We start from the raw sequence: 20,241 nt of genomic DNA, 5'->3' as shown, positions 1-20,241 counted from the left end.
TTCGGTTCATTTTTTAATTATTGAATAGTTGAAATATCGACAATATTTGGGTTTTCAGATTTTGACAAGATCATTCTACCTTCTTATCTCTCAGTTTTTTCCATGCATAAGCACCGCCTGCGGCAGCCAACAAACCAAGTCCACCATCTATCGGAGCCTCACTTGGAGTACTGGGAAATACCGGAGGTCCCGGCAAACTTTGGGCCTCAGTTAATGTTGACAATACGATCATAAAAAGTATCATTGGTACAATTCTGCTTAATAATTTTTTTAACGCTTCTTTTATTTTCATGGCAATTCCTTTTTCTAAATTTTTTTCTTGGGTTTTCAGATGAATTTTCTGAAAGCAACTTTGGCAAGCGTTTCTTTCAATTCCATCCACTTCAATACCTTGTAACTCAACAATGAACCTGCCAACAGGCCTTAAGCTGTCTTGCTTGGCATTACAAAAGTGGCAGGTTCGATCTTGAGTATTCACCTTCAGATTCCTTAATTGATCTAATTATTTAATAAGGGTCATCTTCTTGGTCATCACTTTATCGCCTACAACCAAGCGATAGATATACATACCTGAAGAAAGGCTTCTGGCATCGAACTGAACATTGTATCGGCCGGGAGATTTTGTCTCATTGTTGAGTAATGTCATAACTTTACGGCCCAGAACATCAAATACCTCAAGTTTAACTTTACTTGCATTAGGCACTCCAAATCGTATTACAGATGCCGGGTTGAATGGATTCGGATAGTTTTGGTAAAGTTCTACTTCTGTTGGGATGCCCAGGTCCAGTTCGTTAGAAGTTCCAAGCCTTGAGTTCATCACCAACATAAATATTGGTTGGAGGTTGTTCTGCTTAGCTTTTTTGATCACTTTGGTTGAGGCAATCGGGTCCATTGTACTGGCGCCTGATGAAAACTTGCTCTTGCCCACATTGAACTCAAATGAGCCTCCTGCATTCAGGTCAAATGCCTTACCTGTTTCCACATGTACCAGACTTGCATCCATTCCGTCCGGAATGAGGTCTTTAGCCCAGCTCAGTTTAAAGATCCCAGATACAGTAGCATCCAGGTATATTGGAAATTCCTTCTCAAAGGATTCATCGATGGGCAGGTTGTTGATCGTCAGCGGTTGATCACCAACTAATGTGTATAGATTTGCATATTTAGTTGCATAAGAGCCCAGGTAGTATCCATCGTATGGGTCAATTGTTACCTGACCGCCTTTACCAAATCTCAGATTTGAAATGGAAGCCAGCCCCTCTTTGTCATGACTTAGTTCCAGCTCAAATAATTTAGGTGTAGTAATTTTTGATGGAGAAAGTACGGCATCATCATAGTTAAAACTTAGTGATCCCGAGGTACCTGAGTTTACGAGCCGAACAAATACCGACTCATATGGCTCTATAGAACCCGACGATAACAGCTGATATACTTTCGCAGTTGGGTTCCAGCGATAAACATAGCTGTTTGCCAACTCATCGACTTTCTTGAGTTTGGAAATCACGGAATCAGCAGATAATGGCCAGCCGTATGGGTTCCCCAGCAACACAAAACCTTCGCTGCCGGTGGTTCCCGATACGCCGTCATGGTCCACATTTTTAACCGGGATACTTACATCCGTTCCAAATGGATTTCCATAATTGGTAAGCGTTTTAGGCCAGCCACCATCCACGTCATCCTCGCCATCGAGAATGTCATCATCTTCGAAGATGTAGGCTAACAAGCCTTCTCCGGCAGCTAATTTGGTGGTATCCAGATCTGTAGTTATCGACAAATATTGCGCACTGTCCTGAACAAATCTATATAAAGTGACATCTCCGGAAGGAGCGTCTGAGTTGATGGCTCCCTGTGTCCAAATATTGCTAAGAAGATTGCCGACCGTTGTAGTAAACGGGTTAGAGAGCAGATACCAACCATTCTCCCCGCTATTTCCAGCAATTTCCGGATCGCCTTCCACGGTAAAGAAATCGAGTGATACGGAATCGGCTGCTTCTCCAAGCTGTAGTTTGATTACAGCGGTTTCAAATCCGGCCGCAGCTGAATTGTATCGCAATTTAGTGCTGCCACTTGGAGTGTAGCTAAATTCTGAACCGGCAGTCAACATATTGTCGGTGCCATCGTCATAGGTTCCATTTTCGTTTTGATCGAGGAACAGGTCACCGCTTAAAGTAGATTTTGAATTGATGGTTAACGCAGAGTCTGCAAAATCGCCCGTCAGGTCAAAGAACGTGGAGGCAAATTCGTACGTACTGTCGTTGTAAGAAACTACGTCTGCGCCATCGGCAATTTGGATATCGAATTCGACCTCGTCAATTACGGCCATAAATTGGCTAAAGGAGGTGATTCCCGTCCAGGTTACAGCGCCGGTACCCACATCTACTGAAGTAGCAGCACTTGCAATTTCCGTCCATTCACCGGTTGATGTTGAACTTCTCTTAAAGAGCTTATACTCAGCAGGATTTGAGGAGGTCAATGTGCCGGAACCATAATTCAGCGTAAGATTTGCACTAAAGGTACCCGGATCACCAAATAAGTTGATGATAAAGTATTTGCCTCCTACGCCAGATGTAAATCCTGTTGGGAATAGGTTGGGATCACCGCTTACTTCTGTTACCTGAACATCTACGGGATTATCGAAGCCGTCGGCCATGGAAAGTGATGCGTTACCAATGGTTGTGGTACCGGTTTGGAAGGCATTGGTTTCGGTTGCAGTACCATTTCCAAGAGGAGCATCAGATGCTACCCAGGATTCTTCATAGGCATTGTAAGATTCTGCTTCGAAGTTATTAATAGCATCAAATGCACTACCGCCGGTACCTTCATTGAATTGCCAGTAAGCAGCAAGTCGTCCGGTAGAACCTTCATAAGGTCGGTGCATGAAGGACCTGATTTCTGATGCTGTTCGTTCAGATTTCCAAATTCGGAGTTCATCTACATCACCATAGAAATAATAACTTTCGTCATAATCGGAACCAATATACCAGTAATACTCATCTACAAATACGTCTGTAATTGATGCGGAAGATTCGGATACCCCATTTACATATAAGGTAAGGTTTCCACCTGTTGTCCCTGTTAACGCTACATGATACCACTGATCTTTTGTAATAGATGTAGTTCCGGTAACTGTAATCGTTGGGCCACTGATATTTTCCTGAGTATGATAAGCGAAAAATTGATTTGAGCTATTTATACCCATCGCAATCTTAGGGCCGTATAATGTTAAGAAAAGTTGCTCCAGATTAGTTGTATCAGGTTTTACCCACATTTCAGTGGTAAAACTATTCCCAAAAATTGGGTCTGATGTATTTACTTCAAAATAATACTCATAAGTATTTCCACCATCAAAACGATAAGCTGTACCTGCTGAATCCTGGAAAGACTGCGAGATCCCGGCGGGTTCAGGGCCTTTAGCACGGGTATAAGAATAACCTCGGGCTCCATTTGAATCGTAATCTTGCCCCCAATCTGTAAATGTTATATCGAAATAAAGGTTATCTGCTTCAATGTATACTACCATATCTTCACCGACCATATCCGGTGGACTAGCATCAATGGTAGTTTCCCAATCACTAAATGTCAGAGAAGCAATACTATCTGTAGTTCCGAATGCCCATTGTGTCCCGGATGGGGAAACGCCACTGTTGTATTCAATTTCATCTGCAATATTAAATAACCCTGCTTTATCTGCTCTGGTTAACCACAAATTGTCAGTAACTCTATCCTGATTAACCGCCTGAGTCCAATCTGCAGAGTTAGCTTTCGTGAATGATAACGTACTATCATTTTTGCTCCAGATGGTTGGGGTTGGTTTGGTGGTTATATTGCGAATCCCGCTTTCATCGGTATAAAAACGCTGCGCCCCAGGAGTTCCATCATACTCAAAAACAGCAACGTGATAAGCAGTTTCTGCAGTAAGACCGGTTACCGTTACTGAGCTTTCCGTTCCTTCATATACAACATAATTGCCCGTACCAAGCTGGTCTCCACTTCCAAATACTGCATCTACTGTATACGAAGTACTATCTGTAGGAACAGCATCTACTGCGCTTCCTTCTTTGACCAGTACAATTCTGCCTTGTCCATTCCCATTACTCCAGGAAACTGAAAAAGAAGTACTCAACGCACTGATTTCTACGCCAGAAGGAGCTGAAGTAGGAGCAGACCTTGTAGTAAAACTGGTTGTTGGAGCAATATCTGTCTTATATCTAACTGTGGCTCCCGCTCCATTATATTCATAAGCTTTGGCATAATATGTTTTGTTGGGTTGAAGTCCTTTTATAGAAACAGAGCTCCCGCTACCCGCATACACCACGAAATTTCCAGTTCCAATTTCTGAACCATTCCCCAATGTATCATTCACTGAGTAGTTAGTGTCATCAACTGGAGTAGCATCTACTGCACTTCCTTCTTTTACTAAAATCAGAGTACTGGTTCCATTACCCCCTGACCACCCAATTGAAGCAGAAACTCCATCATTTGAATTCTGATACATAGATGAAACAGCCGTAGTTGGTGTAGATATGTCTCCATTTCTAAGAATCCGGAATGACCCCGTTTGTTGATTCATTCCACCTATATCCAAATCACCGTCTCCATCAGCGTCAAATACTTCTAACCCAAATGAACTTGTACCCCCAGGATTTGTAAAGGATGACTGAATGCTGAAATCTCCCGTGCCATCATTAAATGCAATGATGCCCGAGTTATAGCTGGTTAAGAATATAAGATCTAAATCACCATCTCCATCCATATCACCTATATTAAATGTTTTAGCTGTGATTGATCCACTTGTGGTAGTAACACCACTGAAAGATCCTGAACCGTCATTGAAAAGCACTTTGATATTGCTACCACTTCCTACAACTATATCCAAATCTCCATCTCCGTCAACATCTCCCGTAACTACTCCACGGAGAGAGCTCCCCATGGTATAATAGTTTTTGGTGTCATACGCATATTGAGAAGAGGATAATAAAACCCCAACAGAGTCATGAACCTGAGAGCCCATAACAAAGTCAACTTGGCCATCTCCGTTCAGATCTCCTGTTGCCACAAACCTTGCCCGAACACTGGAGAATGCATCGTTGGCTTCAGTAAACGTATCTAAAGGTTGCTGATAAAATGGCCATACCCCAGAATATTGTTCCTCATTTACAGGAATAAAGTCAATCAACCCATTGTTATCTACATCTGCGGAGATTGGTTGATTACTACCGCTTGGGCTAAAGTTGCTTACATTAATGGATGAACCAAGTGATAACGCACCTGCACCATTATTTTTATAAGTGTAGGCATATGTGCTGCCCTGATTGTCCGTAGTCACAAAAAGATCTATATCTGTATCGTTGTCTACATCTGCAAAACTTAGACCATTAAAGCTTACTCCTCCAATTGAATAGGAACCTATATCAACATAATCACCGGGGTTGTTTTGTCTTCGCAACTTAAACCCTTCAGATCCACCTTTCCACAATATGATATCAACGTCACCATCCTGATCAAAGTCAGCAGGATAACCCTTTGTAGGGAATGAGTATCCCGAACTTAAGTAATAGCTGTCGCCAGAGAAGTATCCAACGCCCGAATCCGAAACAGCTACGGTAAATGAATATTCGTAGGAATCTCCTAAAGTTGCTGTATAGTCATCATTGGCCAAACCTTCATAAAGCCGCACGGTTACTTTCTCACCTGCTATAAAGTCCTTTTCAGGGTCAAAGGTTATTGTTCGCTTTAAACCATCAAAAGAGGCTGACGTCGCTGCATGCCTTCCCGAGAGAGATCCTCGTACTATAACGTATGTGCTATCCAAAAAAGATCCTGTAGCCATTTCAGTACTAAAAGTTATTTGAATATCTGTATCCGTGGCTGCATTCACCGAATTTGCAGCAGGCGATAAAGACGATATGGTCGGTGTCTGCGCAATAGCCGCCCCAGCCATTAAAGCCAAAAACGTAGTTATTAGTAACAGTTGTTTCATAGTAATTGCCATTAAATTGAGATGTTGTGTAGTAGTTGTTGTAAATCGGAAAGCCGGTCTTTGCAGACGAAGCCTTTGGTGTGTAATGCCTTGGCCCGCTCCCTGAACAGCGGAGTGTCAAAACTGGTTACAATGATCACCTTGGCTTCTGCATCATGTTCATAGATCTTTTCGATCGCCCGAAACCCATTCATATTTTTTAGCTGTAGATCCATCAACACACAGTCGGGATGATGAGCCGCATAAGCTCTTACAGATTCACCCCCATCCCTGCATTCGATGATCTCCATCGGTTCATTAAAAGCACTTGTTACTATATTATTCAGCATGCGCCGCATATCTGCATGATCTTCTACAATCATTATTTTCATTGATAATTTTTTAGATAGATATAAGAGAAAGGTTGTACCCCGACAGTGGAAATATGGGTTATGAAAACAAAATTTGATGCTAACAGATAACCACCGGGCAGAGAAAAAACTTTCTTTATGGATTAAAGAGAAGCCCGCGATCAGGCTTCTCTTTAGGTATCACTGTAACCAGGATCAAAAGATTACCTGGCTCTGCCCTGACTCTTCAAAACCTCTACTTGCAAACTTTGTGAAGTGCTGTTATTCCCATCCGTTGATGCCATAACTATGGTGTAAGTTCTTCCATTACCTTTTCCACTTCGTTCTGCTCGTACATATACATCATAGGTCCCATCTGGCATCGGCTCAATTCGGTAATCAGTGGAAGTATTACCGTCCCCTTTTCCGTTAGAAGATTCGCTGCTGCTTACGGTTATGTCTACTTCCGTTGAACCGATCACAAGGTCTGTTGCAGAGATTCCTGTAACAACCAGCACCATCTTGTGGTTGGGAGGCCAAATATTGTGGGTTTCCTGGCTGTAAGAAAGCAGAGGAGCTGTATTATCGGTGATTTCTACGATCACTTCATCGGTATCGGTTGCACCGTCTGTATCGGCGACAGTTAGCGTAAAAGAATGTACCCCGACCCCCAAGCTTACAGTTGTTGAAGATCCTAAAGATCCATCAGACCAGCTATAGGTCAGATTGTCCCCATCAGCGTCAGTTCCGGAACCAGTCAACGTCACAAAGGTAGTGGGACCGGTCGCTTCCAGCGTCTGATCTGTTCCGGCATCAGCTACAGGAGCTGAATTAGAAGGAATTCCGAAGTCGTCTTCGGAGCCGCCGTTATCAGTATATGAACTCAAGGTCTCTAATCGGAACTTACCACCTGCTTCCCCGCCTCCATCAAAAATAATGAAAGAAAGCTCTTGGTCGGTTCCATCCAGGGTAAGTGGATATTTCCCGTTATTTCCACTATTAGTGAAATTGGCATCCTGAAATCCAATTTGATTGCCATCTAAATATATCCAAGAGCAGTTGTCCGCAACAAACTGTACAACATAGTCTCCGGCGTCTCCATTAATAGTAGTTGAATATTTGGTCCACGAAACATTATTCCATCCCCCGAAACTTGGCCCACCAGATCCACTGGATGACAGACTTGGCCAAGCATTGACCCACTCAGCTTCAAATCCATATCCGGGAAACTTTTCAAAAGTAGCCACCTGAGATATGACGGAAGCATTTTTTTCGTTTACCCAACCGGCATCCAAGCCGAAACGGGGAGTTTCCACACAAATATTGGCTGGCCAATCGTAGTAAGCATTATCCGATTGATCCGGATATAAAGGATCCCAGGTTTTTACGGACCCATCGCTTATAAATAAGTTTTCTGTACTTTGGTTTGATAAAGCCGGCATGTCCATCGAGGCCACAGCCATTTCTATTTCTTCTTCTGTATTTGAAACAGAATTATTTTTACAGGCACTTAATATCAGTCCGGATACCAGTACCACCAAACACACTCTTATCAGAGGGAATTGAATTGATTTCATTGTATTATACCCAATTTGAAGTTAGTCAAGCCTTCTAGTCAACGTAGATCAAATAGAAGAGAGGGCTTTATGCCCCAACAGACTCAAACTCCATATTTTGTCCTGATAAATAAATAGGAAGGGCTACTCAATCGTATGGGTATTACTGCCTACACGTAACGAAATTAAAATTCAGAACGGGCTATGAGGCATTCTCAACGGCAAACTTAAGAAGGGCATGGGTTCCGCTGAGATCCAGTTTGTTACAAATATTATGCCGATGATTTTGCACCGTTTTTACACTGATGCTCAGTTCTTCGGCAATCTGCTGACTGGTCTTCATGTCAGCAACAAGCTTTAGGATATTTTTTTCTGAGGGCGTCAGGAGATGGATTCCCTTTTTATCTGAAGCCGCAGAAGTGAGCCTGGTATTACGTCGGATCAAAAATTCAGAAATAGCCGGACTTAAATAGTAAGATCCAGACAATACTGTTTGAACACATTTTTGAATTTCAGAAACCGTGTTCTCTTTCAAAACATACCCCTTCACTCCAATATCCATCGCTTTATTAAACAACGTCTCATCCTTGAACATGGTCAGAAATATAATATCGATCAGTATAGATTCATTATGAACCTTCTGGGCCACTTCAAACCCGGTCATCTCCGGCATTTCAATATCCAGGATGGCCATATCAAACTTTTTCTCCCGAATCAGCTGCAATGCGTTCTTACCATTATTCACCTCAGTGATACGATATGCAGACTCGGAATCAAGCATTTGCCGCAGGCCGTTTCTTATTAATGAATGATCATCAGCTATTAAAATATCATACTGTTTTTTCATACTGCTCAGAAGGGATAAATATTCGTATTACGGTTCCATTTCCAGGTTCAGATTCTATTTCCAGCTTTCCGGCTAAACTTTCCATTCTTTCTTCCATTCCCAACAAACCGAGTCCTTTTAAGGAATTTTTTTGTTTAGACTTAAACCCCTTTCCATCGTCCAAAATAAGCGCATTAACTCCGGTACTCGTTCGTTTGATTAACACCGATGCCTCAGTTGCATTCGCGTGTTTTAAAATATTGTTTACAGCTTCCTGAATGATCCTGTAAAAGTTGATCTCTTTGTCTTTTGGAATCAGGCCGTCAATTTCATCAACATGGTAGCTCCATTCTATGGCGGAAGTCCTTTGAAGCTGATCACACAAATTCATAATAGCTTCTTTGAGTCCAAATTTTTCCAGATGTACCGGTAGTAACCCATGCGAAATATTTCGAACGTCTCCAATGGAACTCATTGCACTTAGCATGATCTCTTTTAACTGGTTTGCAACCTCCTCCGGTTTATGAATGTGATTTTGAGCAAGCTCGGCCCGGTTTTTTATAACCAGAATCTGTTGCCCCAAACCATCATGCAACTCCTTGGCAATCCTTCTCCGCTCTGTTTCCTGAGACTCTATCAGTTGTTCCGAAAACCTTTTCTTTCGCTCATTTTCTTTTCTAAGTTGATTTACTTTGTAATAATATATTCCCGATCCCATGGATATGAATAAAGCCCCAAAAATGATGTAGAACCACCAGGTTTGCCAAAATGGAGGAATCACCGTGACGGACAAAGAAGCTCCTTCATAATTCCAAACTCCATCATGATTGCTCGCTATCACCTGAAAAGTATATTCCCCCGGGGGTATGTTAGAGTAAAGAGCCACTCTTTGGTTCTTTACATCGATCCAGGAATCTCCAAGGCCTTTCAGCCTATATTTGAACTGTACCTCCCCGGGTCTTCTAAAACTAATAGCCGTATAGTTAATTTCTAAAAAAGCATTGTCGTAAGGAAGGGTAATCGATGGTGAAAATGGGCGGATTCCTTCACTGGTTCTAAGTTGTTCGATATAGACCGGAGGTGGAATTTCATTTTTAGTCACCCCTGTGGTTGAGACAACGGCTACGCCATCTACCGTGGGAAAATAAATATTCCCTAATGAATCCATAACGGTGCTTGGTTGAAACCCACCATTTGTTTCTGCTGAATTCATCCCATCTAATTTACCATAAGAATAGGCATGTACCTCTTCAATCTTTCCTTCAATAAAATCTAACAATTCAGATTTATGTACACGGGATATTCCTCGATTGCTGCCCATCCAAAAATATCCATTTTCATCTTCCACAATATGAGATACAATATCATCAAATAACCCTTCTCGGGTTGTGATATTGGTGAGCACTCCATCTTTCCAATAAAACAAACCATTGCCATAGGTACCAAACCACATACCTCCCCGCTCATCTTTATCCCTATGTATGGCTCTAACCCAAGGCTCGGAAACATCCTGCTCTCCGTATTTTAACAATCTGATCTTCGTAACTTTTCCATTCTTTATGGTATTTAAGCCACCCTTTGTCCCCACCCACATTACTCCGTCTTTATCTTCATATAATGAGCTGGCGTGATCATAGTACAACCCGTCAGAGACGGTGTACACCTCAGTAACCACATCCTCATTATTAAAAACATAAAGCCCATTAGATGAGGCAACCCATCTATTGCCCTCGGAATCCTCGGTGATCGCAAAAACCCCGAAGCCGTTGTATCCTTGCTCAGCCCCCAATTCCTTACCGGGCTTATCAAGTGCCTCCGTTACAAAAGGAACCGCTCCTCCAACCCATATTCTATCGTCAGAATCCTGAAATACGGACCAATTACATGCACTTTCGTAATATGAATGTAGTGTTGACTTTGAAGCCCTTCCATTTTTCCACTCAAAGATCCCCCCACAATTTGTCGAAAACAGTATGGTTCCATCACTAAGTTTGGTAAAAGACAGCATCTTCCCGTTATCCAGACCATCTTTTTCATCTATCATGGAAATAATAGACTTTTTAAATTTATATAAGCCATCTCCCTCCGTTCCCAGCCAATAGTTTCCCTCATTGTCTTGATAGACGATCTTCCGCTTTACATCTTTTTGGGGGGCAATTGGATCAAATATTTTAAACTTCTCCTCATCCCAATAAATTACCCCCTCAGCGGTCATTACATAAATGTTATGCTTTTGGTCCGTCCTGAACGAGAGAAAATAGTCATAAGGCAGTGAATACTTGACAGGAGATACTTTGTTCTTTTCTTTCGATAGTTCAAAAATTCCATTTTGACTAGTTCCAACCAACAGTTTATCTGGTTTTAACGGATGTTCTATAACCTGAACAATTCTTGATTGATTTCCCGGAATGGAATCATATACTTCTACTACTTTCTGTCCGGTTGTTTTTAGGATGTAATTTTCATCACCGATCCAAACCCCTTTTGAATCTTGCAAAGCCTTTTCCACCAAATCGGGATCTTGACTAATTTCAGCTTTTTCAAATCCATTGCCCGTAAATCTAAAAACCGATTCAAGGGCCGTTACCCAAATGTTTCCCCGGTCGTCCTCATATATTCCAAAGTTTACGGTTATCTCATTTCCAAAATTGTATTTTGTACATACTCCATTTTTAAAATGCATTATGCTGGTTTGGGTATCTTCCGGAACCAACCATATTCCGCCTTCTCGATCTCCAAATATTTTAAGCAACCGTTCTGATTCCAACCCCGGTGTATTAGACCGATTGAAGGTGGTAAAGGAATGACCGTCAAATCGTACTAACCCCCCAAATGTTGCAAACCAGATATAACCGTCTCTTGTTTGAATAATGTCATTTATTGAACTCTGAGGCAGGCCATCTTCCAGACCGAAATGGGTAACAACGTAGTCCTGAAAGTTTTTCTCAAAATTTTCTGTTGATTTATTTGCAGATAATTTGACGCCCTGAGCATGGCTCAAGATTGAACAAAAACTTATCCATAGAATAACTACAGAAAGCACTGAGAAGCTTACTTTTCCTTTATTTGAGCCAACCATGTATTTTACACTAACAAAATAGAACGTGCTAAAATACAAAGCTTTTTCTTTTCTACAAGAACCTTCGGGCCCGTTATATATACTTTATGGGCGTTATCGACAGTACACCAATGATTTAGCTTTCCTGACCTTTTTTTATTGGTTATACCTTACACGCTTTAATCAAAAGCTTTTTCCTCAGTAGTGAAGTTGGCCGGTATACTTTAACACTATACAAGCAGTTTACTCAAACATATATTCACTGAATTTTTTCTTACCTTTATGGTTGCTTAATAATCTGGTTAAAATCAGCTTTAGGAACCGACCTTCATCTTTTGGTGTTAGCTTGACTCCTCAGCAAATCATACACTTATGGAAGTATTAGACATATTAGACATTGAGTCCGAAGTTTCTCTCCCTAAACGCTATTCCGAGCTTTCTGTTGAAGAAATGGAAGGCCGTGTCCGGGAGATTAAAGCAAAATTTGGGAAGCGGCTTTTTATACCGGGACATCATTACCAAAAAGATGAAGTCATCCAGTTTGCTGATGCCCGTGGAGATTCCCTGAAGCTTGCCCAGATCTGTACTACCAAACCGGACGCTGAATTCATCCCATTCTGCGGAGTCCACTTCATGGCCGAAACCGCTGATATGCTTACCGGGCCAGATCAAAAAGTAATTCTCCCCGACATGCGAGCCGGCTGCTCCATGGCAGACATGGCCGATATCGACCAAACGGAGGCAGGATGGGAAACAATGCAGGAAATTTGGGGCGATACCATTTTGCCTCTTACCTACGTGAATTCGACGGCCGCCATCAAAGGGTTTGTAGGAAAACATGGCGGCGCTACCGTTACATCTTCCAATGCTAAAAAAATGCTGGAATGGGCGTTCACTCAAAAAGAACGAATCCTGTTTTTGCCCGACCAGCATTTGGGAAGAAATACCGCTTACGATCTCGGAATTCCATTAGAACACATGGCTGTTTGGGCTCCGCTGGAAGGCAAGTTTGAGTACGAAGGTGATTTCAAAGACGTGAAAGTGATCCTCTGGAAAGGACACTGCTCGGTTCACGAAAAGTTCAATGTGAAGCACATCGAAAACCTGCGCAAGCAAGAGCCGGACATGAAAATCCTGGTTCACCCCGAATGTACGTTTGAGGTGGTGCAAAATTCAGACCTGAACGGTTCTACCAGTTTCATCATAAACACGATTGAAAATGCAGAGCCGGGCAGCAAGTGGGCCATCGGTACTGAAATGAATCTTGTAAACCGACTCGCACAGGAAAATCCCGATAAGGAGATTGTTTCCTTGAATCCATTTATGTGTCCGTGTTTGACGATGAACCGCATTGACCTGCCGCATCTGTTGTGGTCGCTTGAAAAGCTGGAGCAGGGCGAAGTGGTCAATCAAATCACGGTTCCAAATGAAGTAGCGGAATACGCCGTACTTGCCCTAAATCGAATGCTGGAACGCTCTTAGTGTTATAAATCCTCGTTCGATTGGTATTTGGAATAGAACACGGATGACACGGATGGGGCAGATTTTCACAGATAAACTTCAACTAAGTGTCTGTAGCTCCCAATCATAATTAATCCGTGACTATCCGCAGCAACTGCCTCATCCGCCTTCCAATTCGGCAGCCAGCGAAGGAACAACACCCTGTAATTCCCGGTACATCTTTTCGTTAGCTAATCCTTAAACCTTCCTTCAAAAATTAGTACATTCAAGAAACGCAGTTCAATGATGAGATCTACACCGCTTTTATCCCTTTTAGTTTTATTATTCTTACCGGCTATTTCTTCTGCCCAGGCCACACAGGGCGGAGGGGATGGTTCGCTATTGCCGGAAATCAATCCACAGGATATTGAGATACGAAGTGAATTCCGTGCGCGCTTTCCGGGTTTAAGGCGCCAATCCATTCTTGGCTTTAATCCCGAGCCCCGCGTATATCAAATTGATGCCAATCGCATGCCCTTCATTGAGAACCGTGATGAAGCCGTTGCCGATGTTTCCGTTACCGAGCTCGACCGTCCCGCGCCACCCCAAAGATCCATACTGCAAACACCTGATCGCACTAATCTCTATGCCCGCGGTGGTTTTGGCAGCTTTCTTTCACCGGAACTGGAGGCTTATGGTTTTTACAGGCTGAATGAAACAAGCCTGCTTTCTTCAAACCTGAATCTTAGCGCCTCGGATGGGCATTTGGATAATCAGGAAAGTGGATTTCGATACATGGATATAAGTGGAAAGTACATCAACCAGCGAACAGAAGATCTGAAGCTAATTCTGGATGTAGGAGCTTTGAGTGATCATAATTATGTATTTGATCTCGACGATAGCATCCAGCAAAATTTTATCGGAGAAACCGCAAGCAAAGATTATGTGGGCATTAACGGACAGGTTGCCCTTCAGAATAAAAAGAATAATTTCACCGGGTGGAATTTAGCCGCGGGCGGAAGTTTCTTTTCCTCCACTTTTAATGATGGGAATTCGGGCTTGGGAAATGGTGATATTTCAGAAAATAAGCTGTTTGCATCCTATTCAAATTATTGGACAGGAAAACGCATGTATGAAACATTTGAAGCCTCTGCGAATATTGATGCCGGAAGCTATAATCCCAGTCAGGCAAACGATGAAAATTGGGTTTTAGCGAATGCTGCTTTTCAGTATAAGCGTCTGTTTAATTTCACGACTACTGTGCGAGGTAAAGCAGGGATCGCATATGCCTCAGATGCTTTTTCTGATGACGTTTATTTTACCCCTGAGATTGAGGTTGTTCATAATTTTACTGATAAGCTTTCATTAACAGGCATTGCTTTCGGAAAACCGGAGATGAAAAGCGTTCAAGACCATCAGCAATATAACCGCTTTCTCCAAAACAGATTCCAGCTACAGCATTCTTACAAAATGAAAGCCGAGGGAACTGTCAATTATAAACTATTGGAAGGAAATAGAATTTTTGTCGGTACCAGTTATGTCCATATTAAGAATCATGCCGTTTATCAGCGCAGAATTAACACCGCGCCTATAACTTTTGCCGATTTCTATGACATCAACTACGCCAACGCCAACATCTTTGAATTTTATGCCGGAGCCAATTATCAGCTCATTCCGGAAAAATTTTGGGCCGATGGGCGGGTATATTTCCGTGCTCCAAATTTAAGTTCCGGCCAAACTATCCCTTATGAGGAAAAAATGGGTGTCAAAGGAGCTGTTTCTTTTAAACCGGTAAAACAGTTAAAAATTAATGGCTGGACGGAATATATTGGCAAGCGGCAATCTCCGGAAACCGGAACAGAGCTTAACGCTTTCTTACTGCTGAATGCCGGAGCCGAATATGAGATCAATGAGACCTTTGGTGTTTATGCTAAATTGTTGAATATTCTTAGCCAGGAATACGAGATCTGGGACGGGTATCAGGAACGCCCCTTACAGATCTTTGGCGGGTTAACCATAAAACTGTAGAATTACTATGTCGGACGACTTTATTGAAACTTTGGGAATCGTGATTCGGGATCAGATCATCATGAAAAATTCTGTTGAACTGAAAGGAATGGGAGCCTTTAAACCGGTTCACCATAATCAAAAACAGGAAAAACGAGCGGACGGCACCAATGTGATGATGCCTCCCAAAGATACCATTGAATTCACGCCGGAAAATAAGGGGTAAGCAATGCATATCGATCATTCAAAATTAGTAGAATTACTTGCCGACGCTTTAGGACAGGAACCCGATTCTGTTGAAGAACGGCTTTCTAAACTTATTGATGAGATCAAAGAGGCCATTTCTGAAGGTGATGCGTATGAAGTTGACGGCTTCGGAGTGTTCAGCGGATTTGGGAATAACATTATTTTTATTCCCAATGACGACCTGGCTACCGAGATCAACTATAAGTACGCCGGAATGGAGCCGATCGAGATGGATGAAGCTTCAGCCGGGGAACCGGAAGAACCTGATGAGCAAGAAGAAGAAATATCAGAGCCTGTAGCTGAGGAAGACCCATTCAGTGGCTTGCTGGGTAATCCTGATGAAGAGGAGCAGGACGATGAGCTGACTCCGGCTTTTGAGCTTGATACTGCTGATGCTACCAACGAAGACGCCCCTGACGAGGATACCATTGAAAGCGATGAATTTGAAGATCCTTTTGAAATAGCAGGCATGGATTTCAGGGAAGAAGCAGAAGATGAACAAGAGCTCTCGGCAGAGGACCCTGAAGATGACACCCTTCCAAAACCCGGTCCTGATAAATGGGGAATTGACACTTATAAAGATGATACGGCCGAGCGCACGTTCTCAGGCTTGTTGGGTGAACAGGAACCGATGAATGAGAACGATACCGAAGAAGAAGAAGAAAACCCTTTCGATTCCTTATTTGAAGAAACCGAGGAGGAAAGTGAAGACAGCGATGACCTCGCTTCGGCACTTAGTAAACAGCTATCCGATGACGTTGATCCGGAACCTGTTGACGATGATTTAAGCTCCATTTTTGGGGATGATGATGACGAAGATCTCGAGGAAGAGGAAAACGTGGCTGAAGTTCTGCAAAATGATCCTCAATCAGACAACGAAGATCATGAGGCTAAAGACGATCCGGATCCTTTTGAATCGTTAGCAGGTGAAGAGGATGAGGAGGAAGAAGTCATCCCCAATAAAACCAAGAATAAAGAAAAGCCAAAAGACGAAGTCGTTCCGGTGATCAAGAATATCAGTTCGGAAGGAGCTAAGAAAGAAGTAAAAGAGGATAAAAAATCCAAAGAAAGCTCTAAGTCAACACCTCCCAAAACAAAAGATTTAACACCGGCTCAAAGCCCTCCGGTCATGCTTTGGATATTGCTGATCATTATCGTGTTGGCGGGGGGTTCTTATGGATTGGGGTATTTTGGAATTATAGATATTCCCGGCGTTACCCCGCAATCTCAGGTAGCTTCAACGCCTGCTGCTTCACAACCTAAACAGTCTCAACCACAAGAGAATCCAACTCCGGCACAGGAACAGCAGCAGGCACCTGCTCAGGAACCCGAATCTTCCGTGGCGGAACAACCTTCCGAGCCTGAAGTTACACAACCACAACAGAGTCCTTCCGGTCAGCCGACATATGGACTTATGGGACAGCCTGTTAATACCGCTAACAACGGATACACCATTGTTGTTTTTTCGTTAAGTAGCGAAAGCAGCGCGCGCGCTAAACAGCAGGAATTAGCTCAGGCAGGTTACCGATCGTTATTGGCAAGTGTAGCCTCTCAACAATATGGACAGCTTTGGCGCGTAAGTTTAGGGCAGTTTGAATCGTTGAGGTCAGCGGCACTTGCAGCTGAGAACCTGGAATCCCCTTATTCCGAAAATTATTTCATAACCAAAATTCAATAAAGAACTATCATCTACATGCAAGCATTGCTCATTCTTTTGCAAGACACCGTGGCTCAAGACTCCCTTATGACCATGCAGGAGGAAGCCACTACCTTTTTTGACCTTTTAGTTGAAGGGGGGATCCTGATGATACCGATCTTCCTTTTATTTGGAATCGCCTGTTATGTGATCGCAGAAAGGTGGCTTGCCGTAAACAGGTCGCATGTTGATCCGGATAAATTTCTTCCAACCATTGAGAACATGCTCAAGTCAGGTAAGGGAGGGGCTTCCAATGCCATGAGTTATTGTGATGAATTTGACAAACCGATATCACGTATTATCAAGGCCGGTATCAAACGATTAGGCCGCCCCATCCGGGATATTGAGGACGCCATTGATAATGCCGGGAAGAAGGAGATCTTTTTTCTTGAAAAACGCATGAATTGGCTGGCAACGATTGCCGGTGTCGCTCCTCTTTTAGGATTCACCGGAACGGTAACCGGTATGATCGAAGCCTTCATGGATATACAGTCGCTGCAGGGGAACGTTAACCCAAGTGCTCTTGCCGGTGGTATCTGGGAAGCCTTGATCACTACTGCCGCAGGCCTGATCGTGGGACTGATCGCTTACGGTTTTTATAACTTTCTGTTAGGCAAGATCAATCGATCCATTTTTGAGCTGGAAAACGCCTCTGCTGATTTCCTTGACCTGCTTCAATCTCCTGCTAAAAAAGATCAAAATTAATTATGGCACGCGATTTTAGAAAAGGAGATAAAAGCCTCCCGCCTCTGTCCTTGTTTTCTCAGTCTTCACTGACAGATATCGTATTGCTTTTACTCATCTTCTTCTTGTTAACTTCTTCTTTTGTTACTGATTTTGGAATCAGGGTTGAAGTACCCAAAGCTGAAAGTAGTGCTGCCACTGAATCTCAATTCATCTCTGTTGCGGTAACTAAAGAAGGTGAGTTTTATGTAGATGGTGAATTGACCGCACGAGGCTCCCTCGCTTCTGCGATCCGAAATGCCCGAAATAATAAACCGGACGGTACCGTTGTATTAAGGGCTGACAAAGACGCCAAAGTAGATGATGCCGTCCGCGTGATGAATGTCAGCAAAGCATTGAATCTCAAAATAATCATGGCCACCGAGCAGGGCTCTTAGCCACATGGCAAAATATACCTTCACTGATACCGATCGAAAAGCACTGTATATATCTATAGGGATAAATGTGGCTATTTTGATCTTTTCTTTGCTTTATACGCTCGATATGAACCAAACTGCACGTCCTTCATACATTGAAGTGGAGTTTGGTGAATTTCAAACCGGCCAGCTTGCGGAGTTCTCGGAAGTTAAGAATGAAGAAGTCACCCAGCGGCCAAACCCATCCGAGACTGAGCCCGAAGAACCGGTAGAAGAGGCTCCTGAACCGGAAACCACTCCACAGCAAGAAATTCAGGAAGAAACCAAACCTGTTGACCTTGCTGATCAAACCGAAGATGTTAAGGAAGATCCCGTAAGTACTCCTGAAACCGACAAAATTGATCCCTCTCAGCAAGAACCCGAACCCCAGGAAGAAGAAGTTGAAATTCCCCCGGTGGCTCAAGAAAATGAGACCGTTACCGAAGGAGCCGATGAAAGCGGCGATGTGGACGGGGCTCGCGGCGACATGAATTCAGATCAGGGCATTGGCAATAATGAAGAAAAGAAATCACCTTATGAACTGAAGTGGGAGGGTGATATAGACCGCTCGCCCATGGTTCAACCGCTCCCTGAAAACTCAGCAAATACCGAAGCGGTTATTACGGTTCGCTTTGAAGTCCGACCGGATGGAACCGTGGGACGTGTAATTCCTCTAAAGAAAATGAACCCGGAGCTGGAACGCGAAGTTATGACGACCCTTCGCACATGGCGCTTTTCAAGACTTCCAAGCGGCGTTCCCCAAGAAGCACAATGGGGTACCATCACCTTCCGCTTTGTGTTTGATTAAATAGATGAATTGCCCCGGTCGTTAGGCCGGTGGAACAAATCTCCTATTCATCAGCATTCTCCTTCTTCTCAGCAGAAGTTTTTGAATCCTCTGAGCCATGTTTCACTTCTTCACCTTCATCCTTATCACCGTTGAAGCCGGAGCGTACGTGAAGATCCCGTTGCGGGAATGGAATCTCAATGTCATACTCAGCAAACTTACGAACGATGGATTGGTTTAGTTTATTCAATACATCGTATCTTTTCTTCACATCCGGGATCCATACAAACAATTTCATATCCCAGGCAGAGTCCCCAAAATTGCGAAGTTGTACATCATGTTTGGGATTATCCATCACGTCATCACTTTCTTCTGCTACTTCGTTCAATGCTTTCAGTACCTTGTCGAGATCTGAAGAGTAGGAAACGCCGACATTCACGCTTAAACGATAGGTGGGATCGCCATGCGAAAAGTTGATTACGTCTTTTGACACAAACTCGGAATTCGGTACAATGATGGAAATATTATCCAAAGTCCTCACCTTGGTAGACCTGATATTGATCTCCTGAATATCGCCTTCCACATTATTCACGGAAACCCGATCACCCACGCTAATTGGACGCTCAAAAAGCACGATCAACCCGGAAATAAAATTGGAGGTAATGTTTTGAAGGCCAAAACCAATACCAACGGAGAGAAAACCAAAGATCACCGCTAAACCGGTCATGTTGATACCCAGGAACTGAAAGGAAATAAAGACACCAATGACTACAACCAGGTATTGTGACATTCTTGATAGGGTATACCGTAGCCCACTGTCTCTAACAAATTTGGGCAGAATGCGATTATTTAACATCCGTTTTACGAAAGAGGACAAAAGGGAGAATCCTATCAGCAGCAACAGGAAAATGATCAGCTTAAGAAATGTAACCGGTGTATTCTGAATGGTAAATAACTGAACCTGTAAGAGATCCCAAATATAAATAAACGCTTCTGAGATAGAATAATCCGACGGATTCGGAATGTTTACGGTATCCGTCTGAATAATCCCGCTGTCGGGAGCGAGTGAATCAATCTTTGCGGTTTGCGCCGTTGGTAATTGCATGATACGTTATTAAGGTTGAACGCTGAGAAAATAACGTTGCTTGGTTAATCATCAAAAAGTAAAAGAGGATTCTGT

General features: G+C 43.0%; 14 protein-coding genes. 7 read left to right on the top strand and 7 right to left on the bottom strand.

The window, feature by feature from the left end:
- Positions 1-70: 70 nt before the first annotated feature.
- The 6 genes from B151_RS20335 to B151_RS0110390 all read right to left on the bottom strand — a co-directional run bounded on the left by B151_RS20335 (position 71) and on the right by B151_RS0110390 (position 11,689).
- The gene (locus B151_RS20335) at positions 71-478 is read right to left on the bottom strand and encodes a PID-CTERM protein-sorting domain-containing protein (RefSeq protein ID WP_020403573.1); all 408 of its coding nucleotides are present in this window, start codon (positions 476-478) and stop codon (positions 71-73) included.
- 24 nt (positions 479-502) lie between these two features.
- Positions 503-5,977: an FG-GAP-like repeat-containing protein gene (locus tag B151_RS18485; RefSeq protein WP_169332209.1), complete on the bottom strand. Its 5,475-nt coding sequence runs from the start codon at positions 5,975-5,977 to the stop codon at positions 503-505.
- A gap of 11 nt (positions 5,978-5,988) precedes the next feature.
- Positions 5,989-6,348 (bottom strand): response regulator, encoded by a 360-nt coding sequence (locus tag B151_RS18480; protein WP_083909899.1) that lies wholly within the window; start codon positions 6,346-6,348, stop codon positions 5,989-5,991.
- Between the two features lie 182 nt (positions 6,349-6,530).
- Positions 6,531-7,883: a PKD domain-containing protein gene (locus B151_RS0110400; protein ID WP_040516873.1), complete on the bottom strand. Its 1,353-nt coding sequence runs from the start codon at positions 7,881-7,883 to the stop codon at positions 6,531-6,533.
- A 181-nt stretch (positions 7,884-8,064) separates the two neighbouring features.
- Positions 8,065-8,709 (bottom strand): response regulator, encoded by a 645-nt coding sequence (locus tag B151_RS0110395; RefSeq protein WP_020403569.1) that lies wholly within the window; start codon positions 8,707-8,709, stop codon positions 8,065-8,067.
- Entirely contained in the window at positions 8,693-11,689 is a 2,997-nt protein-coding gene (locus B151_RS0110390; RefSeq protein ID WP_169332208.1) for a sensor histidine kinase, read from the bottom strand. The genes B151_RS0110395 and B151_RS0110390 overlap by 17 nt, the downstream gene beginning before the upstream one ends.
- A gap of 429 nt (positions 11,690-12,118) precedes the next feature.
- On the opposite strand from B151_RS0110390, the gene nadA reads away from it, so the two are divergent.
- The 7 genes from nadA (at position 12,119) to B151_RS0110355 (ending at position 19,082) form a co-directional block, all read left to right on the top strand.
- Positions 12,119-13,228, top strand: a complete 1,110-nt coding sequence (nadA, locus tag B151_RS0110385) for a quinolinate synthase NadA (protein ID WP_020403567.1) — start codon at positions 12,119-12,121, stop codon at positions 13,226-13,228.
- Positions 13,229-13,489: 261 nt separating this feature from the next.
- Positions 13,490-15,214, top strand: a complete 1,725-nt coding sequence (locus B151_RS0110380) for a porin family protein (RefSeq protein ID WP_026166612.1) — start codon at positions 13,490-13,492, stop codon at positions 15,212-15,214.
- 7 nt (positions 15,215-15,221) lie between these two features.
- A complete protein-coding gene (locus tag B151_RS0110375; RefSeq protein WP_020403565.1) occupies positions 15,222-15,419 on the top strand; it encodes an HU family DNA-binding protein in 198 nt (65 codons plus the stop codon).
- A gap of 3 nt (positions 15,420-15,422) precedes the next feature.
- Positions 15,423-17,117 carry an SPOR domain-containing protein gene (locus tag B151_RS0110370; protein ID WP_020403564.1) on the top strand — a complete coding sequence of 565 codons (1,695 nt, stop codon included), beginning with the start codon at positions 15,423-15,425 and terminating at the stop codon, positions 17,115-17,117.
- A 15-nt stretch (positions 17,118-17,132) separates the two neighbouring features.
- Positions 17,133-17,840: a MotA/TolQ/ExbB proton channel family protein gene (locus tag B151_RS0110365; protein WP_020403563.1), complete on the top strand. Its 708-nt coding sequence runs from the start codon at positions 17,133-17,135 to the stop codon at positions 17,838-17,840.
- Positions 17,841-17,842: 2 nt separating this feature from the next.
- Positions 17,843-18,256, top strand: a complete 414-nt coding sequence (locus tag B151_RS0110360) for an ExbD/TolR family protein (RefSeq protein WP_020403562.1) — start codon at positions 17,843-17,845, stop codon at positions 18,254-18,256.
- A gap of 4 nt (positions 18,257-18,260) precedes the next feature.
- Positions 18,261-19,082 carry an energy transducer TonB family protein gene (locus tag B151_RS0110355; RefSeq protein WP_020403561.1) on the top strand — a complete coding sequence of 274 codons (822 nt, stop codon included), beginning with the start codon at positions 18,261-18,263 and terminating at the stop codon, positions 19,080-19,082.
- Positions 19,083-19,125: 43 nt separating this feature from the next.
- Here B151_RS0110355 and B151_RS18475 read toward each other — a convergent pair whose 3' ends face one another.
- On the bottom strand, positions 19,126-20,166 hold the full coding sequence (locus B151_RS18475; RefSeq protein WP_020403560.1) for a mechanosensitive ion channel family protein: 1,041 nt from the start codon (positions 20,164-20,166) through the stop codon (positions 19,126-19,128).
- Positions 20,167-20,241 lie beyond the last annotated feature (75 nt).

This window comes from Gracilimonas tropica DSM 19535 (assembly GCF_000375425.1).
GTDB lineage: Bacteria > Bacteroidota > Rhodothermia > Balneolales > Balneolaceae > Gracilimonas > Gracilimonas tropica.
This window is presented reverse-complemented; position numbering and strand designations above follow the sequence as displayed.